A 25,829-nucleotide genomic window follows, 5' to 3' on the forward strand; every position below is an offset into this window, starting at 1 on the left:
ATATAAAATGGAGTTTTAGATGAAAATTTCTGGCAAGTTATTGTCCGCGGCTTTGGCTTCCGTACTGGTGTTCTCTCTTGCTGGCTGTGGCGATAAAGAAGAATCAAAGACCTTTAACGCAAACCTGGCGGGGACAGAAATTTCAATTACTTACACCTATAAAGGTGACAAAATCATTAAGCAGACGTCTGAAAGTAAAATCAGCTATGCCACTGTAGGCGCTAAAACGAAAGAAGATGCCGCCAAAATTCTCGATCCGCTGAGCGCGAAATATAAAAATATCGCCGGAGTAGAAGAAAAATTAACCTATGAAGATACCTATGCCCAGGAAAACGTCTCTGTGGATATGGAAAAAGTGGACTTTAAAGCGTTACAGGGAATCTCTGGGACAATGGTGTCCGGCGATACCAGCAAAGGTATCAGCATGAAACAAACCCAGACGCTGCTGGAAGCCGCTGGTTTTAAAGAAGCGAAATAACTGGCAGGCATAATGTATTGCATCGACTGGTAAAGTCGCTCAGGGCGCTGCTTCGGCAGCGTCTTTTCTTTATGAATTCCGAAAAAAGACAGCCTCGCTGTAAGTCCCCTCGCCAAAGCCTATAATCCCTGAATTCCTGGCTACACCAATACTTAACGACAAGGAATTGTTATGCGGATTCTACGCCTTATGGCGCTGCCACTATTCGCGCTCTCTCTATCGGTTAGCATAACTGGCTGCGATCAGAAAAACGATACTCTCCAGGGAAAGCAAAATAACATGACAGCGTTTATCAAAAAGATAGCCGCTAACAAAGAGTCAGAGGAAACACAACGCTATGTAGGTAATCTCAACGGTATTGAAATCAAGTTAACCTATTACTACAAAGGTGATATCGTTTTACGTCAAACATCTGAAAATAAAATACTTTATAAAACCCTGAAAGCCAATAATAAAGAAGAAGCACAAAAAGTGCTAAGTCAAGTCAGCGAAGCTTATCAGGGTATATCGGGTTTGACTGAGCGAATCGACTATTATGATAGCTATGCTACGGAATATGTGAATATTGACTTTACCCAGGCAAAAATGAGCGACCTCTGTAAATTGCCAGGATCATCAATTGACAACTGTTCCGCGCACTATCTGTCAATGATTCGCTCGCAGAAACTGTTGGAAGAGAGCGGGTATCATAGAATCAATTAGTATAATAATGCGTTTTCCCGGTCAGACAGGACGCTGCCGGGAACAATACCGCAGAATTACTTCGCCGCGTGTTCACGGGCCGCCAGACCGCGCAGAAAATAACGCATAAACTGATCGCCGCATTCGCGGAAGTTCTTATGATCCGGCGCGCGCATCATCGCGGTGATCTCTGGCATCGAGACACGAAACAACTGATCGGTAAGTATCGCCAGGATATCATCTGTTTTTAGCGAAAAGGCGATACGCAGCTTTTTCAGCACAATATTGTTGTTGATACGACGTTCCGCCGTCAATGCAGGCGCCGCCTCATCTTTGCCGCGTTTTTCATAAATGAGGCCATTGAGAAATGAGGACAACACGATATCCGGGCAACGCTGAAACCCCTCCTCCTCTTCTTTGCGCAACCAGATTGCAATCTGCTCCGGCGTAGCATCAACGTTACCCAGCGCCAGGATACGCGCCAGATCGGTATTATTAGCTTTTAAAATGTAGCGCACGCTACGCAGAATATCGTTACTCAGCATGAGGCCTTCGGTCGTTTCTATGGCAAAACGATATTCTAACAGTCTTTTACAGGCCAATCGCCTCTTTTAAACTTTTCAGATAGCGACGGCTTACCGGCACCGTCAGGCCGTTGCGTAAAATCAGCTCTGCCTGCCCATTATCCTCCAGCCGAATTTCCTGCAAATGGGCCATATTCACCAGAAACTGACGATGACAACGCAGTAGCGGCGTCCGGCTTTCCAGCGTGCGCAGCGTCAGCTCGGTAAACCCCTCTTTACCTTCACTGCTGGTCACATAAACGCCGCTCATACGGCTACTGACAAAGGCGACATCATCCATTTGCAACAAATAGATCCGGCTGTGTCCGGTACAGGGAATGAATTTAAGCGCCTGCTGGTTTTCCGGCAGCAACGAAACATCCTGTTTACTGCGCTCCTGACGCAGACGATGTAACGTTTTTTCCAGCCGTTTCTCCTCTATCGGCTTGAGCAGATAATCAAAAGCGTGTTCTTCAAAGGCTTTGATGGCGTATTCGTCAAACGCGGTTAAAAAAACGATATACGGGCGGTGTTCCGGGTCAAGCATTCCTACCATCTCCAGTCCACTGATACGCGGCATCTGAATATCCAGAAACAGCACATCAGGTCGCAGCTTATGTACCGCGCCAATCGCTTCTACCGCGTTCGCGCACTCTCCCACAATCTCAATGTCATCCTGCCCCTGGAGCAAAATCCGCAGATTTTCCCGCGCTAACGGCTCATCATCCACAATCAGCACTTTAATCATGCGTCCTCCTCCAGTGGAAGTCGTAATGTAATTCGGGTAAAACAGTCCGGCTCGCAGGCCACGCTAATACCATAATCATCGCCAAAGTGTTCGCGCAGACGTTTATCCACCAGACTCATCCCCAGCCCGCTACTGCCGGCGGAAGGCTGATACAGTCCCGCATTATCTTCAATATCTAACATCAAATGCTGCCCTTCGCGCCGGGCGCGAATAGCGACGTTGCCGGTATCAAGCAGTTGCGACGTGCCATGTTTAATGGCGTTCTCAACAATCGGCTGTAACGTAAACGCAGGCAATTTCTGACGTGAAAGCGTCGATGGAACATCAAGCTGTACCTGCAGACGCGACTGAAAACGCGCTTTTTCAATTTGCAGATAAGCGTTTACGTGTTCAATTTCATCCGCCAGCGTGACGATTTCCGACGGGCGTTTTAAATTTTTGCGAAAAAAGGTCGACAAGTACTGCACCAGTTGGCTGGCCTGTTCGCTGTCGCGGCGAATCACCGCTTTAATGGTATTGAGCGCGTTAAACAGAAAATGCGGATTCACCTGCGCGTGCAACAGCTTGATCTCTGACTGTGTCAGCAACGCCTTCTGCCGTTCATACTGACCGGCCAGGATTTGCGCGGATAAAAGCTGCGCAATCCCCTCTCCCAGGGTGCGGTTAATTGAGCTGAACAGCCGGTTTTTCGCTTCGTACAATTTAATGGTGCCCATGACTCGCTGATTTTCGCCACGCAGCGGGATCACCAGCGTCGAGCCGAGTTTACACTGCGGGTGTAGCGAACAACGATACGGCACTTCGTTGCCATCGGCATAAACCACCTCTCCGGTTTCAATTGCTTTCAGCGTATAACCTGATGAAATGGGTTTGCCCGGTAGATGGTGATCGTCGCCAATACCAGTAAAAGCCAGCAGTTTTTCGCGATCGGTGATGGCGACGGCGCCAATATCCAGCTCCTGATATAACACCTGCGCCACCTTCATACTGTTCACTTCGTTAAATCCCTGACGCAGAATCCCCTCCGTTGACGCGGCGACCTTCAGCGCGGTAGCAGAAAATGCCGAAGTATATTTTTCGAACATGGCGCGCTTATCGAGCAAAATACGCATGAACAGCGCGGCGCCAACGGTATTCGTCACCATCATCGGCGCGGCAATATTACTGACCAGATGCAGAGCATCGTCAAACGGCCTGGCTATCAATAAAATAATCAGCATCTGCACCAGTTCGGCAACACACGTAATTGCTCCCGCCGTCAGCGGGCTAAACACTTTGTCCGGGCGTCCGCGACGTATGAGAACGCTGTGTACCAACCCGCCCAGCAGCCCTTCGACGATGGTGGAAATCATACAGCTCAGCGCCGTCATGCCGCCCATAGAATACCGATGTAACCCACCGGTCAGACCGACCAGCCCGCCGACGACCGGCCCGCCGAGTAGGCCGCCCATCACCGCGCCAATCGCGCGGGTATTGGCAATTGAATCTTCGATATGCAGCCCAAAATAAGTGCCCATAATGCAGAAGATAGAAAACGTGACGTAACACAGAAGCTTGTGCGGCAGACGAACCGTGACCTGCATAAGCGGGATGAACAGGCGCGTTTTACTCATTAGCCACGCAATGACCAGAAACACGCACATCTGCTGAAGCAGCAGCAACACCAGATTAAACTCGTACATACCCGCAAACCACACTTCAATTAAAAGCGCGTAACATACATTGAGTACGATTAACTTTCTTTGAACTGTTGCATAAAAATATGAATTCGTGAATACGATCACTTAAACGCCGCGCCGCAACCCGCTACTTCGCGTTTTAATGCATAAAAAACAGGCAAAACTTCCTGGTTCCTAAAAGAGCGTCTAAAGTTAAACCGGGACCTCGCGAGCAAGGGTGAAACGATGGCGCTTTACACAATTGGTGAAGTGGCTTTGCTTTGTGATATCAATCCTGTCACGTTGCGCGCGTGGCAGAGACGTTATGGACTTTTAAAACCACAGCGAACGGATGGCGGTCATCGTCTGTTTAACGATGCCGATATCGACAGAATCCGCGAAATCAAGCGCTGGATAGATAACGGCGTCCAGGTCAGCAAAGTCAAAGTGCTGCTCAGTAGCGACAGTAGCGAACAACCTAACGGCTGGCGCGAACAGCAGGAGATCCTGCTGCACTACCTGCAAAGCAGTAATCTGCACAGTTTACGGTTATGGGTCAAAGAACGCGGTCAGGATTATCCAGCCCAGACATTGACCACTAACCTGTTCGTCCCCCTGCGGCGGCGATTACAGTGCCAACAACCCGCCCTTCAGGCGCTGCTCGGCATTCTTGACGGTATCCTGATCAACTATATTGCGCTCTGCCTGGCGTCTGCGCGTAAGAAACAGGGAAAAGATGCGTTGGTGATCGGCTGGAATATCCATGATACCACCCGCCTGTGGCTGGAAGGTTGGGTCGCCAGCCAACAGGGATGGCGAATCGACGTGCTGGCGCACTCGCTTAGCCAGTTCCGCCCGGAACTGTTTGACGGCAAGACGTTACTGGTATGGTGCGGAGAAAACCAGACGCTGGCGCAGCAGCAGCAACTCCTGGCATGGCGCGCCCAGGGACGCGACATTCATCCCCTTGGCGTTTAAACAGCAGCTAACAAATTCGCTTTAATGTATACTCCTTTTATTAACATAAGGAGTACATAATGCGCGTAGCGAAAATCGGGGTGATCGCCCTTTTCCTGCTGATGGCTATTGGCGGTATCGGCGGCGTGATGCTGGCAGGTTACAGTTTTATTTTGCGTGCCGGGTAAGCGCGCGCGTCAGCCTTTCAAACAGGCGATCGATAATGATCGCCGCCAGCGCCACCAGCAGCGCCCCCTGGATAACATAGGCCGTATTAAAGCCGCTAAGCCCGATAATGATCGGCGTGCCTAACGTACTGGCCCCCACCGTTGAAGCGATGGTCGCCGTACCAATATTGATAATCACCGAGGTTCGGATGCCCGCCAGAATCACCGGCGCGGCCAGCGGCAGCTCAACCTGATACAACTGTTGGCGACGGCTCATTCCCATACCGCTGGCAACGCTCATCACGCTGGCAGGCACCGCGCCCAGCCCGGCCAGGGTCGCCTGCAGGATGGGCAACACCCCATACAGGATCAAGGCGATAATGGCCGGTTGCTGACCAAAACCCATGACGGGTACCGCGATCGCCAGTACCGCCACCGGCGGAAAGGTCTGCCCGACGGCGGCGATAGTCTCCACCAGGGGACGAAACTCCTTCCCACTTTCTCGCGTGACCGAAATCCCTGCGCCGACGCCCACCACGACGGCAAACAAACTTGAGATGCCCACCAACCAGAAATGGGCGAGCGCGAGGGCGGCAAAACTCTCCTGTTGGTAGACCGGGCGCGGTAAATCGGGAAACAGCGCGGCGAAGAACGGCTGGCTATAAGGCAATCCAAACAGCAGAAGCAAGAACAGAACAATAAGCCAGAGAAGCGGATCACACAGTCGTTTCACGGGGAGACGTCTCCGAAAGCAGATCGCGGAAATGGAGCGTACCGCAGGGCTCGCCCTGCTGATTCGCCACCGGCAGGACGTCGCACCGGCGGGCGACAAACATCGATAGCGCATCGCGTAGCGTCATCTCTTCCACCAGCGCATCGCCGCTGAGCTGTTCATGCCGACGTACATAATCGCCTACGCTACGTAACGAAAGCAGCCTTACGCCCAGCTCGCTGCGGCCAAAAAACGCCTGCACGAAATCATTTTCCGGCGAGGTCAGCATAGAAAGCGGCGATCCCTGTTGGATAACGTGGCCCCCGTCCATCAGCACCAGATGGTCGGCGAGGCGTAGCGCCTCGTCGATGTCGTGCGTCACCAGTACGATGGTGCGCCCCAGTAGCTGATGAATGCGGGTCATCTCCTGCTGCAATGCGCCGCGCGTTACCGGATCAAGCGCGCCGAAAGGCTCGTCCATCAGCAATACCTGCGGATCGGCAGCCAGCGCCCGCGCAACGCCGACCCGCTGCTGTTGCCCGCCGGAAAGCTGATGCGGATAACGATCGCGCAGCGCGCTTTCCAGACCCAATAATGCCATCAGTTCATCAATACGATCGTTAATCCGCGCACGCGACCACTTTTGTAGTTGCGGTACGGTGGCGATATTTTGCGCCACCGTCCAGTGGGGAAAAAGACCGATAGACTGAATGGCATAGCCCATGCGACGGCGCAGTTCAAGCACCGGCAGGCTGCGGATCTCTTCCCCGGCAAAACGGATCGTTCCGCTATCATGCTCTACCAGCCGGTTAATCATCTTCAGAGTGGTCGATTTTCCCGAACCGGAGGTGCCAATTAACACCGAAAAGCTGCCTTCGCTAAAGTGCAAATTGAGGTCGCTAACAGCCTGTTGATCGCCGAAGGTTTTACTGACATGGTTAAATTCAATCATCGGTTGCTCCCTTCAAAAACGCGATCCATAAATCAAACAGCGCGTCGATCACTACCGCCAGCGCAATCACCGGAATGACGCCCAACAGGACTAAATCAATGGCGCTGCTCAATAGCCCCTGAAACACCAGCGCGCCGAAACCTCCCGCGCCAATCAGCGCGGCGACGACGGCCATTCCCACTGTCTGAACCATTACTACCCGCAGGCTACGTAAAAAAACTGGCAGCGCCAGCGGCAGTTGCACATGCCTGAAGCGCTGGCCGCTACTCATTCCCATTGCTCTTGCGCTCTCCAGCACATCGCGCGGCACCTGATTGAGCCCGGCGACCACACCGCGCACCAGCGGCAATAACGCATAGAGCACCAGCGCTATCAACGCAGGCGTCATGCCGGTTCCCGCGACGCCGAATTCGGCAAGCCACGGAAACTGTTTCACCAGTCCGGCCAACGGCGCAATCAGCAGGCCAAACAGCGCGACGGAAGGGATAGTCTGGATCACATTCAGCACGGTAAACACCGGCCCCTGGCGTGAGGCGGAAAAATAACACCAGACGCCCAATGGTAGTCCGATCGCCAGCGCCGGCAGCACCGTGCCCGCCAGTAACATCAAATGTTGCACCAGCGCGGCATCGAAAACATCCTGGCGATTGGTATACTCTTTCAGAAGCGAGAGGTTGTCGAACGTGCCTGAAAACAGCAGCACCAGCGGGACAATGACAATTTGCGCGTGCAGCAACCAGCGCCACAGCGGCCCAACGGTAATACGGCGGATCGCATCGCTACAGGCCAGCAGCATCAGACCGAGGCCCAGCCACAATCCACTTCCCAGACTGGTACGCGCCAGCGGGCTGCCCTCCTGCGCCAACTGGGTCGCCGCCCTGCCGACTCCCCACAGCATGACAATAAAAAGCGTCTGCGCCATCATCAGCGTCAGTACGCTACCGCGTTTACCGGGTACAAAGCACAACGTAAACAGCGCGCATCCCGCGCCAGTCAGCATCCAGATGGTCGCCGGCCAGATCTCCCATAACTGGTGCCCCTCGCCGCTCACCAGACGATTCGGGGCGTAATTAATGAAAGGCAGCGCGACAGCAAGCAGGGTCAGAACAACCAACAGCAACAGCACACGATTAACCGTGATTTTTTTGGCAGCATCACTCACAGATTACTTCACCCACCCTTTTTGTCGGAGGTAATCTGCGGCGACTTTTTTCGCATCCAGCCCTTCTACGGCGATTCTGGCGTTCAACTGTTGCAGCGTTTTCTCATCAAGGCTGGCGAAAACGGGCTGCAGCCAGTCGGCTATCTGAGGATAGGCCTGTAACACCGATTCACGTACTACCGGCGCTGGGGCATAGATAGGCTGGACGCCTTTCGGATCGCTCAGGGTTTGCAGACCCAGCGCGGCGACCGGGCCGTCGGTACCATACGCCATCGCGGCGTTAACGCCGGATGTTTGTTGCGCGGCGGCTTTGATCGTGACCGCCGTATCGCCGCCCGCCAGCGACAAGAGCTGGTTCTGATTCAAGGTAAAATCATAGGCTTTTTCAAATGCCGGCAGCGCATCCGCCCGTTCGATAAATTCCGCAGACGCCGCCAGTTTAAAAGTGCCGCCCTCTTTCAGATAACGGCTGAGATCGGCAAGCGAGGAGAGTTTATTTTTTTCCGCGATGTCCTGACGTACCGCGATGGTCCAGGTGTTATTTGCTGGCGCAGGCGTCAACCAGACCAGCTTATTCTGCTCCGCATCCAGTTTTTTGACTTTCTCAAAGCCTTGCTTTGCATTTTTCCATGCCGGATCGTTTTCATCTTTAAAAAAGAACGCCCCGTTACCGGTGTATTCCGGATAGATATCCAGCTCTCCGGCGGTAATCGCGCCACGAACGACTGGCGTGGTCCCGAGCTGAATTTTATTGACCGTTTTAACGCCGTGGCTTTCCAGTACCTGCAAAATCATGTTGCCGAGCAGCGCGCCTTCGGTATCAATCTTTGACCCGACCGTCACGGGCGATGCCGCCTGTAGAGGTAAACTCACCGTCGCCAGCAACGCCAGCGAACTTACCCATAGCTTTGAGATCGTCATGATGCTTTCCTCATCCTTTTACGGCCTTTTTCAGAGACTTGAGAAAAAAGCATAGTTGAAAAGTCTGCGTTTAACCTGGGATTTTCCGCCAGTGTAAGTGACGTGGCAGGCAATAAAAGGGGGGACAGGAAAAGCCATTGCCAGACAGGGCGCAGCTATCGCGCCCTGTTGACGGCAGGCTTACAGTAGCTCGAACGATCCTTGTTTAACGCGAGCGGAATCCACGCCGATAAAGACGTTGAACTTGCCGGGTTCCGCGTCATATTTCATCTGCTGATTCCAGAACTTCAACGCCTCGATATCAATCGGGAAACTCACGGTTTTACGTTCGCCAGGCTTGAGGGTGATTTTTTCAAAGCCTTTTAATTGCTTCACCGGGCGGCTCATTGATGCCGTGACATCCTGTAAGTACATCTGGATGACCGTTGCCCCTTCGCGTTTACCGGTGTTCGTGACCTCTACGCTGGCCGTGACTTTGCCGTCGCGTTGCATTGTCGGTGAGGAGAGCGTGACGTCAGACACCGTAAATGTGGTGTAGCTCAGACCGTAACCAAACGGATAGAGCGGGCCATTCGCTTCGTCAAAATAACGTGAGGTGTATTTGTTTGGCTTTTCAGGATTATACGGGCGTCCCGTATTGAGATGGCTGTAATAGACCGGAATTTGTCCCACCGAACGCGGGAAGGATATCGGCAGTTTGCCTGACGGGTTGTAATCGCCAAACAGCACATCGGCAATGGCGTTGCCGCCTTCCGTCCCGGCAAACCAGGTCTCCAGAATCGCATCGGCCTGTTGATCTTCTTTTACCAGCGCCAGCGGTCTGCCGTTCATTAATACCAGTACGAGCGGCTTACCGGTGGCTTTCAGAGCGGTGATTAAGTCGCGCTGACTCTGCGGAATGGTGATATTGGTACGGCTGGAGGCTTCATGCGCCATCCCCTGCGACTCGCCTACCACTGCGACCACCACATCGGCCTGTTTCGCCGCCTGCACCGCCTCATCAATCATCGCCTGCGGTGAGCGCGGATCGATTTTCACCGCCTCTTCATACAGGTTTAAGAAATCGACGATATCTTTATCGTTAGTGATATTCGCCCCTTTGGCATAGAGGATCTTCGCCCCGTCGCCGACGGCATTTTGAATACCCGCCAGCACCGTCACCGACTGATTCGCGACCCCAGCAGCAGACCAGCTTCCCATTACATCACGTTGACTGTCGGCCAGTGGCCCAACAACGGCAATGGTGCCCGATTTTTTCAACGGCAGCGTTTCCAGCCGGTTTTTCAGCAGTACCACACTTTCCCGCGCCACTTCCCGCGCCTCTTTACGATGCAGGCGGCTTTCGGCATTGGTGTCCACCGGGTCGCTCTCTTTCGGCCCCAGATGGCTATAGGGGTCGTTAAACAATCCCATGTCATATTTTACGTTGAGCACATGGCGCGTCGCGTCGTCCAGTTCCGCCATCGTCACTTTGCCCGACTTAATCAGACCCGGCAGATATTTGCTGTAATACTCATCCGCCATGCTCATATCCACCCCTGCCTTTAGCGCCACGCGCACCGCATCTTCCGGGTCGGCCGCGGTGCCGTGTTTAATCAGTTCTTTAATAGCGCCGTGGTCGGAAACGGTAATTCCCTTAAAGCCCCACTCATCGCGCAGGACATCTTTCAATAGCCAGGAATCTGACGTCGCAGGCGTGCCGTTCAGCGAGTTCAGCGCCACCATCACCGCGCCGCTCCCCGCATCCAGCCCCGCTTTGTAAGGCGGCATATAGTCATTAAACAGACGCTGGGAACTCATATCCACGGTGTTGTATTCTTTACCGCCTTCAACGGCGCCATAGGCGGCAAAATGTTTCACGCTGGTCATCACCGAGTAGCGATCCGCCGGACTTTTGCCCTGCATCGCTTTCACCATGGTTTCGCCCATGATGGAGGTTAAATATGTATCTTCGCCAAAGCCTTCGGAGGCGCGTCCCCAACGCGGATCCCGGGAGACATCCACCATCGGCGCCCAGGTCATATTCAGACCGTCGTCCGCCGCTTCATACGCCGATACGCGTCCTACGGTTCTTACCGCATCCAGATTAAAAGAAGAAGCCAGACCGAGGCTTATCGGGAAGACGGTTCGCTGGCCGTGTACCACGTCATAGGCAAAAAAGAGAGGAATTTTCAGGCGGCTCAATGCCATCACCTGATCCTGCATTTGACGGATATCCTGGCGGGTGACGGTATTGAAAATCGCCCCTACCTGCCCGTCTTTGATCATCTCGCGAATCGCTTCTTTCGGGTTATCAGGGCCGACGCTGATCAGACGTAACTGACCAATTTTTTCATCGACAGTCATTTTCTTGAGTAAATCGGTGACGAACGCGTCGCGCGCTTCAGGCGTCAGCGGGTGATTGCCAAACAGGTTTTCCGCCAATGCTGGCTGCATCGCCAGACTCACAGCAACACCTACTGAACATAACCATTTCATGTTGAGTCTCTCTTTATCTTTATCCCGACGAGGCGGTAAAAACAGAATAAAAACCGCAGTTTGCCATAAGCCTAAACGCGAGAGGAGAAGAAAGCGAAGGTTATTCTCCTAATTTTCCGCACAGTCGAATACGCAACCGCCAGCAAATGGTATCAAGGCGGCAAATGAATACCACCAACACAGAGACAATTTGAATGAGAAAGCGTATTGTCATACCAAGCGCTATGCTTAACGCTGATATTTTGTCCCACCACAAGGAGTGGAGAATGTCTTCCATAACAATGACTGATAATAAAACGTTCCTGAATGAGCTGGCCCGCCTGGTAGGCCATTCTCACCTGCTGACAGACCCCGCCAAAACCGCCCGCTATCGCAAGGGTTTCCGTTCCGGTCAGGGCGACGCGCTGGCCGTTGTTTTCCCGGGTTCATTACTGGAACTGTGGCGTGTGCTCAACGCCTGCGTTAACGCTGACAAAATTATTCTGATGCAGGCCGCCAACACCGGTCTGACGGAAGGCTCCACGCCGAACGGCAACGACTACGATCGCGATATTGTGATTATCAGCACCCAGCGGCTGGATAAGCTGCACTTACTGGATAACGGCCAACAGGTTCTGGCCTGGCCCGGTACGACGCTCTATGCGCTGGAAAAAGCGCTTAAACCGCTGGGCCGTGAACCGCACTCGGTGATTGGTTCGTCGTGTATCGGCGCGTCGGTCATCGGCGGCATCTGTAATAACTCCGGCGGCTCGCTGGTGCAGCGCGGCCCGGCCTATACCGAGATGTCGCTCTTTGCCCGTATTGACGAGCAAGGCAAACTGCAACTGGTCAATCATCTGGGTATCGATCTTGGGCATACGCCGGAGCAGATCCTGAGCAAGCTGGATGATGAACGGATTAAAGATGAGGATGTGCGTCACGATGGTCGTCATGCGCACGATCACGACTACGTGACGCGGGTACGAGATATCAACGCCGATACGCCCGCCCGCTATAACGCCGACCCGGACCGTTTGTTTGAATCTTCCGGCTGCGCCGGAAAACTGGCGGTTTTTGCCGTTCGCCTTGATACCTTTGCAGCGGAAAAAAATCAGCAGGTTTTTTATATCGGCACCAATCAGCCCGCGGTACTGACTGAAATCCGTCGGCATATTCTGGCGAACTTCGACAATCTGCCAGTGGCGGGAGAATATATGCATCGCGATATCTACGATATTGCGGAGCAGTACGGTAAAGATACCTTTCTGATGATCGATAAACTCGGCACCGACAAGATGCCATTCTTTTTCACGCTAAAAGGCCGAACCGATGCGATGCTGGAAAAAGTAAAATTTTTCCGTCCGCATTTCACCGACCGCGCGATGCAGAAATTCGGCCATCTGTTTCCCAGCCATCTGCCGCCGCGAATGAAAAACTGGCGCGATAAATATGAGCATCATCTGCTGTTAAAAATGGCGGGAGACGGCGTCGCAGAAGCGCAACGCTGGCTGAATGAATTTTTTAAATCCGCTGAGGGCGGTTTCTTCACCTGTACGCCGGAAGAAGGCAGCAAAGCCTTCCTGCACCGCTTCGCCGCTGCTGGCGCGGCGATTCGTTATCAGGCCGTACACTCTGATGAAGTGGAAGATATCCTGGCGCTGGATATCGCTCTGCGCCGCAACGATACCGACTGGTTCGAGCATCTGCCGCCGGAAATCGACAGCCAACTGGTACATAAACTCTATTACGGTCACTTTATGTGCCACGTTTTTCATCAGGACTATATCGTGAAGAAAGGCGTCGACGTCCATGCGCTGAAAGCGCAAATGCTGGAGCTATTGCAGGCGCGCGGGGCGCAGTACCCGGCGGAGCACAACGTGGGACATCTGTATAAAGCGCCGGAAACGCTGACGCGTTTTTATCGGCAAAATGACCCGACCAACAGTATGAACCCCGGTATCGGCAAAACGAGTAAGCGGAAATTCTGGCAGGAAAATACGCCCGACGAAACGCATTAACACCGTGCGGTTTACCGTGAATGCCCGGCGGCGCGATGCCTGCCGGGCCTGCGGCGACTTAATCGTTCTGTGCGGTTTGCGCTCCGGCGCTGGCGCTGGCTGCCGCCATTTGCGCGGCTTTTTGCTTTTTATAGCTCAGCGCGGCAGCCGGAACGGGCATGACTTTACCGGTTTCAATCCATGTACGCAGGCGACTGGCGTCCGCAAAGTGAGTATATTTGCCGAACGCGTCCATGACCACCAGCGCGACCGGTTTGTTATTGATCACGGTACGCATCACCAGGCAATGCCCCGCCGCATTGGTAAAGCCGGTTTTCGTTAACTGGATATTCCAGTTATCACGGTAGACCAAATGGTTGGTATTGCGAAACGGCAGCGTATACGCCGGATGCGAGAATGTCGCCATGTCTTCGCGCGTGGTGCTTAGCTGGCCAATCAGCGGGTATTGCTTCGTGGCAATCAGCAGTTTTGTTAAATCCCGCGCGGTCGAGACGTTATGAATCGACAGCCCCGTCGGCTCAACGAAGCGGGTATGCGTCATGCCCAGCGCTTTCGCCTTCGCATTCATCGCTTTAATAAACGCGTTATAACCGCCGGGATAATAGTGCGCCAGGCTTGCCGCCGCACGGTTTTCGGATGACATCAACGCCAGCAGCAACATATTTTTGCGGCTAATTTCGCTGTTCAGGCGCACGCGGGAGTAAACCCCTTTCATTTCCGGCGTCTGGCTGATATCGACCTTCAGTATTTCATCCAGCGGCAATCGCGCGTCGAGCACGACCATCGCCGTCATTAATTTGGTTATCGAGGCAATCGGACGCACCAGATCCGGGTGGTTCGAATAGATCACTTTATTGGTGTTGAGATCAACAATCATTGCGCTACCGGAGGCAATCTCAGGTTGAGACGCCGCGGTTGTCGCTGCCGTTTTCGCCACAGCCTGCGGGGCAAAAGGTACGGCCAACATCAGAGCAAGGCTCAGGAATGAAGCTCGGAATTTCAGCATGATGAGATTTCTGATAATGATTCACGCGCGCCGTAACGCACACCGCCTGAGCTAAGATTATACTCAAGCTAGCAGTGGCATCATAGCGGCACGCCAGCGTTGCCGCTACAGAAGAATCGTCAGCAAATGCTGCATTGCTGGCTTTTGCGCCAGCCCTTTTTCGCATCAGAACAGGCGGTAGCCGTATCCCCACAGGATCACGGTGATCGCCAGTAGCACCTCCAGGACCAGCACGCCGATAGCGAGCGTCGAACTGGAGAAGCTTAATCCTTCCTCTCTATTAATGTTAAGGAAAGTCGGAATACCCAAATACAGCAAATAGCCGGTGTAAAAGAGCGCGACAGCGCCGACCAGTGCGCATAGCCATACCAGGGGATAGAGCGCCACCAGACCACTTAAAAACAGCGGCGTCGCGACATAGCCGGCAAAAACCATACAGCGCGCAAGCGATGGCCGTTGCGGATAGTTTCGCGCCATCCACCAGATGACGCGTCCCATCACTGCGACACCCGCCAGCATCACGCCGTAGAACAAGACCGCCAGCGCAAAAGCGGTAAACAGCGAGAGTTGTAACACGTTGCCGTCGCCAAAATTCCAGCCGATTTGCGTCGTGCCGATAAAGGCGCAGACGACAGGAATCGCCGCCATCAGCAAAACATGGTGCGTATAGTGATGCGAAACGGTTTCGTTTTCGCTTTTGATCACCTGCATTTCCCGATCGGGATGGGAAAAAAGCCCCCATACATGGTTCATACTGCCCCCTTCTGCTGCCTCAGATGCCAGTATGTTCAAGTATAATTCAGTTTCTGGTTATTTTATGAGCAATAGCAAAATAGTCTCCGGCAAAACGTCGGCTTTGCCGCGCACGCCTCTTGCCAGGGTGTATGCTTAATGCCGGAGGTGGTTTACGCATGGATATCAACACGCTTATTACGCATTATGGCTATGCGGCGCTGGTTATCGGCAGTATGGCCGAAGGTGAAACCGTTACCCTGTTGGGGGGCGTCGCGGCGCATCAGGGATTACTCAAGTTTCCGCTGGTGGCGGCGGCCGTCGCGCTGGGAGGGATGATGGGCGATCAGCTACTTTACCTGTTAGGACGATGCTATGGCGGGAAGATCCTGCGTCGTTTCCCGCGTTATCATACGAAGATTCGTCGCGCGCAGAAAATGATCCAACGCCATCCGTATCTGTTTGTGATCGGCACGCGTTTTATGTATGGCTTCCGGGTGGTTGGCCCGCTGCTGATTGGCGCCAGCCGCCTGCCGCCTAAAATTTTTCTGCCGCTGAATATTGTAGGCGCGCTGATCTGGGCGCTGCTATTTACCACGCTGGGATATCTTGGCGGCGAGGTGATCGCGCCATGGCTGCACGACCTCGATCAGCATCTCAGGCACGGGGTCTGGCTGATTCTGGCCATCGTCCTGGTGGTGGGCGTGCGCTGGTGGCTGAAAAGACGCGGCAAAGCGGAGGCCCGTTAAACCCGATGGTATCCGGATGGCATAACGCCGCCATCCGGCACCCGGCGTTTATTTTGCGTTGAATTGCGGATTCGCCAGCATAAATCCGCCGTCGACAATCAGCGACTGACCGGTGGTATAGCTTGCTCCTTCCGAACACAGCCAGGCGACGAGGCTGGCTATTTCATGCGTAGAACCCGGTCGGGCAATAGGGATCGAGGGTTCCGATCCCGGCTCAATGTCGCTGTCATCCATATCATTCATCGGCGTGGCGATAGCGCCTGGCGCGACGGCGTTGACCAAAATATGATGTTCAATCAGTTCCAGCGCCATGGATTTAGTCAATCCGCCCAGCGCATGTTTCGCCGCGGTATAGGCGCTGGCTTGCGGAAGCGGCGTATGCTCATGGACGGAGGTGATGTTGATAATGCGCCCTCCCTCTCCTTGTTTAATCATATGCCGGGCGGCGATCTGCGCGCAGAGAAACGCGCCATCGACGTCCACGGTAAAAATTTGCCGCCACTGCGTAAACGGCATATCAATAAACGCGGATTTGGTCATCGCCCCGGCATTATTGACCAGCACGTCAACGCGCCCCAGGCGCTGAATAAGATGTTCAATGGCCTGTGCGCCCTCGGGCAACTGGCTCAGGTCAAGATGAATGGTCTCAGCCCGCACACCAAATTGCGCCGCTTTTTTCGCCGTTTCCTGCGCGCCGCGTTCATCGGAATGCCAGGTGATACCAATATCAAAACCGTTTTGTGCTAATAACAACGCACACGCTTTGCCAATTCCCGAATCTGATGCCGTTACAATTGCGACTTTGGTCATATTCCTCTCCGGATGATTCATACACAGCCTAAGTATAGGAACCCTGTCTGAATCATCCGGAAAAATCAGGAATGATAACCGCCGCCCAGCGCGCTGGTAAGCTGAATAGAGGCATCCAGCCACTGGCCCTGCAACAGCAAGCCGTTACACTGCTCGCGCAGTGCCGGGATTTTGGCCTCGCTCACGCGGGAACCCGCAATAATGCCGGCATTAAAGCGCGCTTGCGCCAGACCGACCACACGCTGCGCGTCATGCTCAATCTGCTGCTGATGCTGATTTTTCTGCGCCAGCGTCTCTACCTGACTGGCGGCGCGCGCCACATCATTAACCGCATCTACCACCGCTTTGTTGTAGTTGGCGATAGAAAGGTTGCTTTGCGCTTTGGCGATATCGAGGTTGGCATTCAGCCTGCCGCTGTCGAAAATCGGCAGCGTCAGCCCGCCGGTAATGCCATATTGCTGTGCGGAATGGCGGAACAGATCGCTCAGATGTAACGCATCCTGTTGTAAAAAAGCCATCAGATTGATATCGGGATAAAACGCGGCCTTCGCGGCGTCAATGCTGCTCAACGAGGATTCAATGTACCAGTGCGCGGCCTGTAGATCCGCCCGGCGCGCCAGCAACGAATACCCCAGTTGCGACGGTAACTGGCTTTCAACGGCGGGGAGACTTACCTGACGCAGCTTGAGCGCCGCCGATTGCGTATTGGTTAACGCGCTGAGCCGCGCTTCAATAACCTTCATTTTACCGTTAACGTCATTCAACTGCTGCTGGGTTTTGCTGGCGTCGATATCGGTCTCGACCCCTTCAACAGAAGAAGTAATGCCGTGTTGATACAGCTCCCGGTTTACCGTCACCACGTTTTGCTGCTCATGCTCGATTTGCATCAGCACATTTTTCAGCGCCGCCTGCGTCTGCCACTCCCAGTAGAGTCGCGCCACGCCGCTTGCCAGCAGTTGTCGGGTCTGCTCCTGCTCCGCTTCGCGCGCTTTGACCGCCCCGATCCGCGCGGTAACTTCAGCGCGGTTTTTCCCCCATAAATCCAGATCCCAGCCCGCCGTCAGGCCGAATGTACCATTGGTATACCACGGCCCGGTCGTTCCCGCCGCGGGGTCGGTAATCGCGAATGGCCCCATCAGCCCTTCCGCGGACATTCGCTGGCGCTCAATGTCGGCAGAAAAGTCGAGCTGCGGGCCGTCCTGCGCCTCAACCGCTTTCGCCTGCGCTTCCGCCAGTTGAATACGCTGTTCAGCCACCTGCATATCCGGCGAATGCTGTATGGCATTATCAATCAGCGCGTCAAGCTGCGCATCGTGATACGCCTTCCACCACTGGCTATCCGGCCAACCGTTTTTCAATGCCGCCGGCAGGCTGGAATCAACATGAGAAGAGGGCGTCTGCTGGGTCAGCGACTGGCGGGTATCGTGCATGGGGGCGCAACCCGCCAGCAAAATAAAAAGCGGTAAGCTCGCTGTCGCGGCAAGGAAAGAATTACGATTCATGGAGGTGTTCTGATAAAAAAAGGTGCGCAGAGAGTACGTCTTACGGCGATCTATTTTTTAGTTACGCGTGGCAATACATCATCAGACAACAAAAGACATATTTTGAAATTTATATGATTAGCAAATAATTTCATCTGATACATTTTTTGATGTAATACTTCAATGAAAAGTCCCACTAACCCGTTCATAAATGAACGATTTTGCTGCAATACGCGCCAGCAGCCTTCATGAGTTAAACGTCGCCGCGCCCAACAAAGCAGCAGATGGCTTAATACTTTCCTATACTTTGTTTGTATTTACCAATAAAGGGACAAACAATGAAAATTCTTCTATGGGCAATCTTAATTATTTTTCTGATTGGGCTGTTGGTGGTAACGGGCGTGTTTAAGATGATTTTCTGATTCCTGCGCCGGGCAGCGATAGTATCTGCCCGGCACACGTTCTGGACGCTGTAGAGATTAGATTTTAATAGCCTGAATCGCCCGCGCAATCTCGGACGAACGGTTTAACGCCCGAATCGACTGAAAGAGTTCCGTCGCCTCAATATATTCCTTACGTAAATATCCCAACCACTGTTTAATACGCGCGACATGATATAAACCGGTATCGCCCTGCTTTTCCAGTCGGGTATATTTTTGTAATAACATCACCACCTCCGGCCACGGCATACGCGGCTCGTTATACTTCACCACCCGGCTCAGGTTAGGAATATTTAACGCCCCACGGCCAATCATCACCGCATCGCAGCCGCTGGTCGCCATACATGCCTGCGCGCTCTGCCAGTCCCAGATTTCGCCATTAGCGATAACCGGAATAGTCAGACGCTGGCGTATTTCGCCGATCGCCTGCCAGTCGATATGCTCGGCGCGGTAGCCCTGCGCTTTGGTACGGCCATGCACCACCAGTTCACTGGCGCCGGCCTGCTGCACCGCATCGGCGATTTCAAATTTTCTATCGCCGCTATCCCAGCCGAGACGCACTTTTACCGTCACCGGCAGATGCGACGGTACCGCGGCCCGCATCGCTTTCGCGCCCTGATAGATGAGTTCGGGATCTTTGAGCAATGTCGCGCCGCCGCCGCTGCCGTTCACCACTTTTGACGGACAGCCGCAGTTCAGGTCCACGCCATATGATCCCAACGCCGTCGCCCGCGCGGCGTTTTCCGCCAGCCACTGCGGATGCTGGCCCAGAAGCTGAATACGCACCGGCGTGCCGGACGGCGTGCGGCTGGCGTGATGCAACTCCGGGCAGATGCGATGAAACACTTTTACCGGCAGCAGCTGATCCACCACGCGCACAAATTCGGTGATGCAGAGATCGTAATCATTCACTTCGGTCAGCAGCTCGCGCACTAACGCGTCGAGCACGCCTTCCATCGGCGCCAGTAAAACACGCATATCGGTATCCACAGCAAAAAAAGAGGCGCTATCATAACGCCTCTCTGCGATGAGCAAAACTTTTTGCCGGGTGGCGGCGCAAACGCCACGCTACGTCACGTAAGGCGCTCAACGCGGCTCAAGACAGTTATCTTCTTTCCAGCCGTACAGCCATTCGATACCGCGATAAAACGCCTCCTGCGATTTCCCTTTCCACAACAGATTACGCACCTGACGCTCCACCCCGGCGGCGTGATAGAGACGCCCCATCTCGCGGGTAGACCAGACGATACGCGCCGTGCGGGGAATACGCACCGACTCATACAGCGCAAATGCCTGCTGCGCGTCGCCGTCGCAGCGTTCCAGCGCTTTGCCTAGCGTGACGGCGTCTTCCAGCGCCATACAGGCGCCCTGGGCCATATATTGCGCCACCGGATGCGCGGCGTCGCCCACCAGAGTGATACGCTCGGTTCCCCATTTTGCGACCGGCTCGCGATCGGCGGTCGACCAGCGGCGCCAGGAGGTCGGCTTATCCAGCATCTGGCGCGGGCGGGGATGAATGCCGGCAAAATAAGAGAGCACCTCTTCTTTACTGCCGTCTTTCACGCCCCACTCTTCTTGCTGGCGGCTGTGGAATGTCACCACCAGATTGTACTGTTGACCTCCACGGAGCGGATAATGGACCAGGTGACAATGCGGGCCTGCCCACAGCACCGGTGCGTTAATACGTAAATCGTCCGGCATATCGTCGCAATCAATCACCGCCCGATAAACTACATGCCCCGTTACGCGCGGCGCATCGCCGAGTAAACTTTGCCGCACGACCGATTTAACGCCGTCGCAGCCCACGAGAATATCCGCCGTCCAGCTATTTCCCTGCTCATCAAACACCGTAACGTCATCCGGTGTCTGGCGGATATCGACAATATGGGTCGAGGTACGATACTCCACGCCAGGGTGCGTCAGCACCGCTTCCCATACCGTTGCATGAATATCTACCCGGTGAATTACCGCATACGGCCCGCCAAAATGGTCGCGGAACGCCTGCCCGGTTTCAATGCATACCACTTCTTCGGCATTCACGGCATCCATCATGGTAATGTGATCGGTAAACACCGCACGCTGGCGGGCAACATCGCCCACACCGAGACTATCCAGCGCCGAAAAAGCGTTCGGCCCAAGCTGAATACCCGCGCCAATCTCGCCAATTTCGTGCGCTTTTTCCAACAGCATGACTTTTATTCCCTGGCGCGCCAGCGACAGCGCGGTCGCCGCGCCGCCGATTCCGCCACCTACAATAATTGCGCTTGTCACGTGAGTCATGGTCATTCTCCTTTTCAGGCCGGGATTTTATCTTGTTGATTTTCCGGCGCGGCGGCAATAAACGCCGGTAGCTGTACGCAGGCGTCATAAACGGCTTTACAGCGCGGATAGCCTGATAAATCGCAGCCCATCCTGAGCGCATTCGCCCACTGAGGAATCAGGCAGCAGTCCGCAAGTCCTGGCGCGTCGCCCACGCAGAATCGTCCGGACTGACTTTTACGCAATAGCTGCTCTACCGCGCTTAACCCTTGCTGTATCCAGTGGGCGTACCAGCGTTTTTTATCCTCTTCGCTAACCTTCAGCTCATCGGTCAGGTAGCGCAACACGCGCATGTTATTGATTGGGTGTATATCGCAGGCGATAGCGTAGACAATTTCCAGCGCCTGGCTGCGCGCCGGGTCGCTCGTCGGCAGCAGCGGCGTTTGCGGAAAATGTCGGTCCAGCCAGTCGACGATGGCCAGCGATTGCCCCAACGATTCGCCGTCATCAGTGACCAGCGTCGGCACCAGGCCTACCGGATTCATCCGTCGGTAGGCCAGCGCATTCTGCTGGCCGATACGAATATTGACGCCCACCGTCTGGTAATCAATCCCCTTTAACGCCAGCGCAATACGTACACGATAAGACGCCGAACTATTAAAGAAACTGTACAGCTTCATCGTTCACCTCAGACAATTTTCACAGCAATCGGCGTCAGACCTTCTACGTTCCCGGTGATGACATCCCCTTTCACCACGGCGCCCACCCCCTCTGGCGTACCGGTGAAAATCAAATCGCCTGGCTGCAATTCAAAGAAGCCGGACAAATAGCTGATGGTTTCATTCACCGACCAAATCAGATGACGAATATCGCTGCGCTGATGGTCTTCGCCGTTAACCTGTAGCCAAATAGGGGCGTTATCCACATTATGCGTTTCAGCGGCTTTGTGTAATGGCGCAATGGGCGCGGAGAGATCGAACGCTTTGCCAATTTCCCACGGGCGTCCCATCTGACGCATTTCCATCTGACGATCGCGACGCGTCATGTCCAGACCGGTGGCGTATCCCCAGACATATTCATGGGCTTTTTCCAGCGGAATATCGCTCCCCTTTTTACCAATCGCCACCACCAGCTCAATTTCATAATGGTAGTTATCGGTCTGCGCCGGATACGGCAGTTCCAGGGTATCCCCCGCCGCTACCGGGACGACAGCGTCCGCTGGTTTACAAAAGAAGAACGGCGGTTCGCGATCGGGATCAAAGCCCATTTCACGGGCATGGGCGGCATAGTTGCGACCCACGCAGTAAACGCGACGTACCGGAAACTGCTCATCACTGCCCGCCACGGGTACTGTCACCGGGGCCTGCGGCTGGAATACATATTTGGTCATGTTCTCTCTCCCTAATTAATAACGTGCTTCGCGGAACAGCCCCAGGGCTTCCTGAACCGGCTTGTCCGAAAAGCTGAATAACACCGTGTCTTCGCTGCTGCGAAACGACACCTCATGCCAGGTCGGCGCCACAAAAATGTCTTTTGCGGAAAAATGAAAAGTTTCGTTGCCGATAGTGACCTGCCCAGCCCCTTCAACGACGTGGTAGATAGTGCTGTCGGTGCTCCGCGCCACACGCGAGGCAAAGCCTTTTGGCAGCAATTGCAGGAACGCGCCCATTGACGGCATCGGATAACCGCCGGTGACGGGATTAACGTAACGCAGCTTGTAACCTTCCCACTCATCCGGATCGCCCATACGGGTCAGATCGTGCAGCGCCTCGCGGCTGCGGTCGTAACGGTAGTTGAAAATCGGCGACGAGTTCCCGCGCTGGTGGCGCAGCGGCAGCATATTCGCTGCATAGCGCGGCAGATAATCGCCCTCTTTTCGCGTCACCGGCTGCTGATCTTCGGGATAGTCTTCCGCAAAACCACAGCCCAGGAGATTGACTAACGGCAGATCCAGACCATCCAGCCATACCACCGGCTCTGATCCCGGATTACCATGATCGTGCCAGCGCCACTGCGGCGTCAGGATAAAATCGCCGGTATGCATTGGCGTGCGCTCGCCGTCCACCGCGGTAAATGCGCCTTTACCTTCGACGATAAAACGCAGCGCCGACTGGTTATGGCGATGACTCGGCGCGACTTCGCCGGGCAGGATCAGCTGTAAACCAGCATATAAGGTCGCCGTGATCGACGACTGACCGCGCAATGCCGGATTTTCCAGCACCAGCACCCGGCGGATCGCCTCTTTCGCGCCAATGACATTGCCGCTTTCCATCAGTAGCGGACGAATTTCCTGATAATTCCAGTAGGCCGGCGCGCAGTTGGCGTTTGGCGTCTGCGGTACCAGGTGATGTAACGATTCCCACAGCGGCGTCAGATTCTGCCCGGAAATATGCTGGTAATACTGCTGACGGCTATCTTTTACGTTCTGATTTATTTCAGACATGGAGATTCTCCTTATTCGTTTACGACGCTGGCACGCGGCAGGTCGTCAGGTACAGAAATCGAAAGGCGGACAACCACCGTCAGCAGGGTAAGCATTACCGCGCTGATAGCCGCCGGAATAGCAATGACAAAAAACAACGTATCGAAAGAGAAATTGAGGGCCATCATCATGCCGCCGGAGAGCGAACCGACAATCGCCCCGCAGCGTCCAATGGCGTTCGACCAGCTCACGCCCGTCGCCCGGCTTTGGGTGGGGTACAGCGTCGCCGTCAGAGCATTAAGCCCTACCTGGGAACCGCTAATACCGATGCCAGTACCAAAAATCGCCAGCGCCATCAGCCAAAGGCCGTTTTCGCTCAGGCCTATCATGACAATGCAAACCGCGCCCAGCGCATAGCTCACCGCCAGTACCCGGAACGGGTTAAGCCGATCCATCAACACGCCGAGTAACAGCGCGCCAAGCGTGCCGCCAACCTGGAATGCGGCAGTCACCCACGACGCCTGTTGCAGATCAATACCGCGATGGTTAAGTAACGTCGGCATCCAGCTGGAAAGCAGATAGATAATGAGCAGGCTCATAAAGAACACCACCCATAACATCAGGGTAATGACAAGCTGTCGCCCGGCAAAAAGCTGGCGAATACTGCCTTTGGCGACGGCTGCCGTCTCATGCAGAAAGAATTGCGTATCGTGATAGCGCTCGCCGGTAATGGCGCTGACCGTCCGGGCGACAACGGCTTGCGGTAGTTGGCGACGTACCTGCCAGCGGGGAGATTCCGGCAGCGCGAACAGCAGGCCGAAAAACAGCATCAAAGGCAAGATGCCGCCTAGCGCCAGAATTCCGTGCCAGCCAATCAGCGGCACCAGTTGCGCGCTCACAATCCCACCCATCGCCGACCCCAGGGTAAAACCGCAGAACATCAGCGTGACCAGCGCTCCGCGTCGACGAGCGGGAAGGTATTCCGACGTCATGGTGATGGTATTCGGCATCGCTCCACCCAGTCCCAGACCGGTTAAGAAGCGCAGCAACACCAGGGTTTCTATATCCGGCGAGAAAGCGGAAAGCAGGCTCAATGCGCCGAATAGCGCCACGCAAAGCTCAATGACCCGCTTGCGGCCAAAGCGATCCGCCAGCGGCCCGCATAGCAGCGCGCCGGCCGTAAGCCCCAGCAGCCCTGCGCCAAACAGCGGCGCAAGTTCGCTGGCGCTTAGCTGCCAGTGGGTACGAATATCCGGGGCGATGAAGCCAATCGCGGCGGTGTCGAAACCATCGAGCATAACCACCAGAAAACAGCAGATGATAACGCGCCACTGCATTTTGCCGACGGGCGCGGCATCAATAAGGGCTTGTAGATCACGTCGTTGAGTCATAGCTAATGCCTCAGTGCAGGGAGATAGATGTTGTTTTTATGTTTGCTATGTTACGAGTTTGTAGAGTGAGCGATAAAATGTACAATGGCTTTTCAGGCAGAGACATAACCTGGAGGTTATAGCGAATGGCGAACTGGGCGCAGAAATTGAAATTACATCACCTGCAAACGCTGGTTGCGCTGGGCGAACAGGGCAACCTGACGCACGTCGCCCGGATGATGAATATCTCCCAGCCGGCGCTATCGAAGTGGTTATCTCAACTCGAAGATGAGATAGGCATCACGCTTTTTGAGCGCCACAGTAAAGGGCTACGGCCCTCGGAAGGCGGTAAATTACTGCTCCAGCACGCCCAGCGCCTAATTAACGATCTGGAGCGTTCACAGTATGAAATCGCCCGTTTCAAGCAGGGCGGCCTGGTTGGCAGCCTGAAGATCGGCTGTTCGCCCGTGGCGACTGACTGCGTATCACAGGCGATTCTGAGCCTGCTTAACGAAATGCCGACGCTGCATCTGAATATTGAAGAGAAGGTAATGACGCCGCTGCTGCACGATTTGCTTGCCGGTCAGGTGGATGTGGTGGTAGGGCGTGTCGGCGGCCGCGCCCTGCAACTGCCGCTTAATTATCAGGTACTTTATACCGAGCCGGTCTGCTTTGTGGCGCGTCCGCACCATCCGCTGGCCGCGCGAGCGCAGATTGCCTGGAGCGATCTGGCGCACTGGCGGTGGATAGTCTGGCCAACCGGCACCCCTATTCGCATCAGTATTGATAACGCCCTCGTCGATAATGGCGTCATGCTCCCGGAAAACACCATTGAATCGGCGTCAATGAACGTCAGCACCAATTTGCTGCAAAGCAGCGATATGATCTCTATTCTTTCTTTACGGCTGGCGCAACGCTATGCCAGCCAGGGGCAACTGGCGATTTTAAACTTGCCAAAAATTGAGCAAAAAGGCAGCGTAGGGATGTTCTGGCGTAAGAATGAGACGCCGTCTTTGGCCCTGAGTCGCTTTTTGTATTTTTTAGCCCAGGTTTAACGCCGCCGACCAGGGGCATTGCCCGATGTTC

The 25,829-nt window shown here is 54.4% G+C and carries 26 protein-coding genes; 8 read left to right on the top strand and 18 right to left on the bottom strand.

Annotated elements, in window-relative coordinates; genetic code table 11:
- Positions 1-19 precede the first annotated feature (19 nt).
- Together ACLJZ5_RS04595 and ACLJZ5_RS04600 are read left to right on the top strand one after the other, a co-directional pair.
- The gene (locus ACLJZ5_RS04595; RefSeq protein WP_000703136.1) at positions 20-478 is read left to right on the top strand and encodes a YehR family lipoprotein; all 459 of its coding nucleotides are present in this window, start codon (positions 20-22) and stop codon (positions 476-478) included.
- 171 nt (positions 479-649) lie between these two features.
- Positions 650-1,180 (top strand): YehR family lipoprotein, encoded by a 531-nt coding sequence (locus ACLJZ5_RS04600; RefSeq protein WP_024798398.1) that lies wholly within the window; start codon positions 650-652, stop codon positions 1,178-1,180.
- 56 nt (positions 1,181-1,236) lie between these two features.
- Here the strand turns inward: ACLJZ5_RS04600 and ACLJZ5_RS04605 are convergent, their stop codons facing one another.
- The 3 genes from ACLJZ5_RS04605 to ACLJZ5_RS04615 are packed head-to-tail and all read right to left on the bottom strand — an operon-like array spanning position 1,237 to position 4,152.
- A complete protein-coding gene (locus tag ACLJZ5_RS04605) occupies positions 1,237-1,704 on the bottom strand; it encodes a DUF1456 family protein (RefSeq protein WP_000950412.1) in 468 nt (155 codons plus the stop codon).
- A 46-nt stretch (positions 1,705-1,750) separates the two neighbouring features.
- Entirely contained in the window at positions 1,751-2,470 is a 720-nt protein-coding gene (gene btsR / locus ACLJZ5_RS04610; RefSeq protein ID WP_000598637.1) for a two-component system response regulator BtsR, read from the bottom strand.
- On the bottom strand, positions 2,467-4,152 hold the full coding sequence (locus ACLJZ5_RS04615) for a sensor histidine kinase (RefSeq protein ID WP_000272850.1): 1,686 nt from the start codon (positions 4,150-4,152) through the stop codon (positions 2,467-2,469). The genes btsR and ACLJZ5_RS04615 overlap by 4 nt, the downstream gene beginning before the upstream one ends.
- A 222-nt stretch (positions 4,153-4,374) precedes the next feature.
- Here ACLJZ5_RS04615 and mlrA point away from each other — a divergent pair, with 222 nt between their 5' ends.
- Complete coding sequence (gene mlrA / locus ACLJZ5_RS04620) at positions 4,375-5,106, top strand: HTH-type transcriptional regulator MlrA (RefSeq protein WP_001240418.1); 732 nt, start codon at positions 4,375-4,377, stop codon at positions 5,104-5,106.
- Between the two features lie 59 nt (positions 5,107-5,165).
- Positions 5,166-5,273: a protein YohO gene (locus ACLJZ5_RS04625; RefSeq protein WP_001261696.1), complete on the top strand. Its 108-nt coding sequence runs from the start codon at positions 5,166-5,168 to the stop codon at positions 5,271-5,273.
- Here the strand turns inward: ACLJZ5_RS04625 and ACLJZ5_RS04630 are convergent.
- The 5 genes from ACLJZ5_RS04630 to bglX all read right to left on the bottom strand — a co-directional run bounded on the left by ACLJZ5_RS04630 (position 5,254) and on the right by bglX (position 11,477).
- A complete protein-coding gene (locus ACLJZ5_RS04630) occupies positions 5,254-5,985 on the bottom strand; it encodes an ABC transporter permease (protein WP_024798399.1) in 732 nt (243 codons plus the stop codon). The genes ACLJZ5_RS04625 and ACLJZ5_RS04630 overlap by 20 nt on opposite strands.
- Positions 5,969-6,916 (bottom strand): ABC transporter ATP-binding protein, encoded by a 948-nt coding sequence (locus tag ACLJZ5_RS04635; protein ID WP_000569166.1) that lies wholly within the window; start codon positions 6,914-6,916, stop codon positions 5,969-5,971. Before ACLJZ5_RS04635 ends, ACLJZ5_RS04630 begins: the two co-directional genes overlap by 17 nt.
- Complete coding sequence (locus ACLJZ5_RS04640; RefSeq protein ID WP_024798400.1) at positions 6,909-8,078, bottom strand: ABC transporter permease; 1,170 nt, start codon at positions 8,076-8,078, stop codon at positions 6,909-6,911. Before ACLJZ5_RS04640 ends, ACLJZ5_RS04635 begins: the two co-directional genes overlap by 8 nt.
- A 3-nt stretch (positions 8,079-8,081) precedes the next feature.
- On the bottom strand, positions 8,082-8,999 hold the full coding sequence (locus ACLJZ5_RS04645; protein ID WP_000155876.1) for an ABC transporter substrate-binding protein: 918 nt from the start codon (positions 8,997-8,999) through the stop codon (positions 8,082-8,084).
- A gap of 180 nt (positions 9,000-9,179) precedes the next feature.
- The gene (gene bglX, locus ACLJZ5_RS04650) at positions 9,180-11,477 is read right to left on the bottom strand and encodes a beta-glucosidase BglX (RefSeq protein ID WP_000871554.1); all 2,298 of its coding nucleotides are present in this window, start codon (positions 11,475-11,477) and stop codon (positions 9,180-9,182) included.
- Positions 11,478-11,743: 266 nt separating this feature from the next.
- Between bglX and dld the strand changes: the two genes are divergently transcribed.
- The gene (gene dld, locus ACLJZ5_RS04655; protein WP_000095235.1) at positions 11,744-13,474 is read left to right on the top strand and encodes a D-lactate dehydrogenase; all 1,731 of its coding nucleotides are present in this window, start codon (positions 11,744-11,746) and stop codon (positions 13,472-13,474) included.
- A gap of 58 nt (positions 13,475-13,532) precedes the next feature.
- On the opposite strand, the gene pbpG is transcribed toward dld, so the two are convergent.
- Complete coding sequence (pbpG, locus tag ACLJZ5_RS04660) at positions 13,533-14,480, bottom strand: D-alanyl-D-alanine endopeptidase (protein WP_000911555.1); 948 nt, start codon at positions 14,478-14,480, stop codon at positions 13,533-13,535.
- Between the two features lie 165 nt (positions 14,481-14,645).
- Complete coding sequence (locus tag ACLJZ5_RS04665) at positions 14,646-15,233, bottom strand: Yip1 family protein (protein ID WP_001017057.1); 588 nt, start codon at positions 15,231-15,233, stop codon at positions 14,646-14,648.
- 158 nt (positions 15,234-15,391) lie between these two features.
- On the opposite strand from ACLJZ5_RS04665, the gene ACLJZ5_RS04670 reads away from it, so the two are divergent.
- On the top strand, positions 15,392-15,961 hold the full coding sequence (locus tag ACLJZ5_RS04670; RefSeq protein ID WP_001523476.1) for a DedA family protein: 570 nt from the start codon (positions 15,392-15,394) through the stop codon (positions 15,959-15,961).
- A 48-nt stretch (positions 15,962-16,009) separates the two neighbouring features.
- Here ACLJZ5_RS04670 and ACLJZ5_RS04675 read toward each other — a convergent pair whose 3' ends face one another.
- Both ACLJZ5_RS04675 and mdtQ read right to left on the bottom strand, forming a co-directional pair.
- The gene (locus tag ACLJZ5_RS04675; RefSeq protein ID WP_000169608.1) at positions 16,010-16,771 is read right to left on the bottom strand and encodes an SDR family oxidoreductase; all 762 of its coding nucleotides are present in this window, start codon (positions 16,769-16,771) and stop codon (positions 16,010-16,012) included.
- 65 nt (positions 16,772-16,836) lie between these two features.
- On the bottom strand, positions 16,837-18,273 hold the full coding sequence (gene mdtQ / locus ACLJZ5_RS04680; protein ID WP_001081457.1) for a multidrug resistance outer membrane protein MdtQ: 1,437 nt from the start codon (positions 18,271-18,273) through the stop codon (positions 16,837-16,839).
- 317 nt (positions 18,274-18,590) lie between these two features.
- On the opposite strand from mdtQ, the gene yohP reads away from it, so the two are divergent.
- Positions 18,591-18,674 (top strand): small membrane protein YohP, encoded by an 84-nt coding sequence (yohP, locus tag ACLJZ5_RS04685; protein WP_000698460.1) that lies wholly within the window; start codon positions 18,591-18,593, stop codon positions 18,672-18,674.
- A gap of 57 nt (positions 18,675-18,731) precedes the next feature.
- On the opposite strand, the gene dusC is transcribed toward yohP, so the two are convergent.
- The 6 genes from dusC to ACLJZ5_RS04715 all read right to left on the bottom strand — a co-directional run bounded on the left by dusC (position 18,732) and on the right by ACLJZ5_RS04715 (position 24,764).
- Entirely contained in the window at positions 18,732-19,670 is a 939-nt protein-coding gene (gene dusC, locus ACLJZ5_RS04690) for a tRNA dihydrouridine(16) synthase DusC (protein WP_023232026.1), read from the bottom strand.
- 108 nt (positions 19,671-19,778) lie between these two features.
- The gene (locus ACLJZ5_RS04695) at positions 19,779-20,972 is read right to left on the bottom strand and encodes a 3-hydroxybenzoate 6-monooxygenase (RefSeq protein ID WP_000150103.1); all 1,194 of its coding nucleotides are present in this window, start codon (positions 20,970-20,972) and stop codon (positions 19,779-19,781) included.
- A gap of 14 nt (positions 20,973-20,986) precedes the next feature.
- Complete coding sequence (gene maiA / locus ACLJZ5_RS04700) at positions 20,987-21,631, bottom strand: maleylacetoacetate isomerase (protein ID WP_000781183.1); 645 nt, start codon at positions 21,629-21,631, stop codon at positions 20,987-20,989.
- An 8-nt stretch (positions 21,632-21,639) separates the two neighbouring features.
- On the bottom strand, positions 21,640-22,341 hold the full coding sequence (locus ACLJZ5_RS04705; RefSeq protein WP_000170621.1) for a fumarylacetoacetate hydrolase family protein: 702 nt from the start codon (positions 22,339-22,341) through the stop codon (positions 21,640-21,642).
- A gap of 15 nt (positions 22,342-22,356) precedes the next feature.
- Positions 22,357-23,394, bottom strand: coding sequence for a gentisate 1,2-dioxygenase (gene gtdA, locus ACLJZ5_RS04710; protein WP_001289857.1), 1,038 nt, complete (start codon positions 23,392-23,394; stop codon positions 22,357-22,359).
- 11 nt (positions 23,395-23,405) lie between these two features.
- The gene (locus ACLJZ5_RS04715; RefSeq protein WP_000194222.1) at positions 23,406-24,764 is read right to left on the bottom strand and encodes an MFS transporter; all 1,359 of its coding nucleotides are present in this window, start codon (positions 24,762-24,764) and stop codon (positions 23,406-23,408) included.
- Positions 24,765-24,889: 125 nt separating this feature from the next.
- Here ACLJZ5_RS04715 and ACLJZ5_RS04720 point away from each other — a divergent pair, with 125 nt between their 5' ends.
- On the top strand, positions 24,890-25,798 hold the full coding sequence (locus ACLJZ5_RS04720; RefSeq protein WP_000024658.1) for a LysR substrate-binding domain-containing protein: 909 nt from the start codon (positions 24,890-24,892) through the stop codon (positions 25,796-25,798).
- The last annotated feature ends 31 nt before the right edge of the window (positions 25,799-25,829 follow it).

It is taken from the genome of Salmonella sp. 5800 (assembly GCF_046558195.1).
Classification (GTDB): Bacteria; Pseudomonadota; Gammaproteobacteria; order Enterobacterales; family Enterobacteriaceae; genus Salmonella; species Salmonella enterica.

Excerpts from the sequence above, each read along its gene's own strand:
- btsR (WP_000598637.1), bottom strand. The coding sequence starts at position 2,470 with ATGATTAAAGTGCTGATTGTGGATGATGAGCCGTTAGCGCGGGAAAAT.
- dld (WP_000095235.1), top strand. The coding sequence starts at position 11,744 with ATGTCTTCCATAACAATGACTGATAATAAAACGTTCCTGAATGAGCTG.
- ACLJZ5_RS04695 (WP_000150103.1), bottom strand. The coding sequence starts at position 20,972 with ATGACTCACGTGACAAGCGCAATTATTGTAGGTGGCGGAATCGGCGGC.
- ACLJZ5_RS04605 (WP_000950412.1), bottom strand. The coding sequence starts at position 1,704 with ATGCTGAGTAACGATATTCTGCGTAGCGTGCGCTACATTTTAAAAGCT.
- dusC (WP_023232026.1), bottom strand. The coding sequence starts at position 19,670 with ATGCGTGTTTTACTGGCGCCGATGGAAGGCGTGCTCGACGCGTTAGTG.
- maiA (WP_000781183.1), bottom strand. The coding sequence starts at position 21,631 with ATGAAGCTGTACAGTTTCTTTAATAGTTCGGCGTCTTATCGTGTACGT.
- ACLJZ5_RS04715 (WP_000194222.1), bottom strand. The coding sequence starts at position 24,764 with ATGACTCAACGACGTGATCTACAAGCCCTTATTGATGCCGCGCCCGTC.
- pbpG (WP_000911555.1), bottom strand. The coding sequence starts at position 14,480 with ATGCTGAAATTCCGAGCTTCATTCCTGAGCCTTGCTCTGATGTTGGCC.
- bglX (WP_000871554.1), bottom strand. The coding sequence starts at position 11,477 with ATGAAATGGTTATGTTCAGTAGGTGTTGCTGTGAGTCTGGCGATGCAG.
- gtdA (WP_001289857.1), bottom strand. The coding sequence starts at position 23,394 with ATGTCTGAAATAAATCAGAACGTAAAAGATAGCCGTCAGCAGTATTAC.
- ACLJZ5_RS04675 (WP_000169608.1), bottom strand. The coding sequence starts at position 16,771 with ATGACCAAAGTCGCAATTGTAACGGCATCAGATTCGGGAATTGGCAAA.
- ACLJZ5_RS04665 (WP_001017057.1), bottom strand. The coding sequence starts at position 15,233 with ATGAACCATGTATGGGGGCTTTTTTCCCATCCCGATCGGGAAATGCAG.
- ACLJZ5_RS04720 (WP_000024658.1), top strand. The coding sequence starts at position 24,890 with ATGGCGAACTGGGCGCAGAAATTGAAATTACATCACCTGCAAACGCTG.
- ACLJZ5_RS04635 (WP_000569166.1), bottom strand. The coding sequence starts at position 6,916 with ATGATTGAATTTAACCATGTCAGTAAAACCTTCGGCGATCAACAGGCT.
- ACLJZ5_RS04705 (WP_000170621.1), bottom strand. The coding sequence starts at position 22,341 with ATGACCAAATATGTATTCCAGCCGCAGGCCCCGGTGACAGTACCCGTG.
- ACLJZ5_RS04600 (WP_024798398.1), top strand. The coding sequence starts at position 650 with ATGCGGATTCTACGCCTTATGGCGCTGCCACTATTCGCGCTCTCTCTA.
- ACLJZ5_RS04615 (WP_000272850.1), bottom strand. The coding sequence starts at position 4,152 with ATGTACGAGTTTAATCTGGTGTTGCTGCTGCTTCAGCAGATGTGCGTG.
- yohP (WP_000698460.1), top strand. The coding sequence starts at position 18,591 with ATGAAAATTCTTCTATGGGCAATCTTAATTATTTTTCTGATTGGGCTG.
- ACLJZ5_RS04645 (WP_000155876.1), bottom strand. The coding sequence starts at position 8,999 with ATGACGATCTCAAAGCTATGGGTAAGTTCGCTGGCGTTGCTGGCGACG.
- ACLJZ5_RS04625 (WP_001261696.1), top strand. The coding sequence starts at position 5,166 with ATGCGCGTAGCGAAAATCGGGGTGATCGCCCTTTTCCTGCTGATGGCT.
- ACLJZ5_RS04595 (WP_000703136.1), top strand. The coding sequence starts at position 20 with ATGAAAATTTCTGGCAAGTTATTGTCCGCGGCTTTGGCTTCCGTACTG.
- ACLJZ5_RS04670 (WP_001523476.1), top strand. The coding sequence starts at position 15,392 with ATGGATATCAACACGCTTATTACGCATTATGGCTATGCGGCGCTGGTT.
- mdtQ (WP_001081457.1), bottom strand. The coding sequence starts at position 18,273 with ATGAATCGTAATTCTTTCCTTGCCGCGACAGCGAGCTTACCGCTTTTT.
- mlrA (WP_001240418.1), top strand. The coding sequence starts at position 4,375 with ATGGCGCTTTACACAATTGGTGAAGTGGCTTTGCTTTGTGATATCAAT.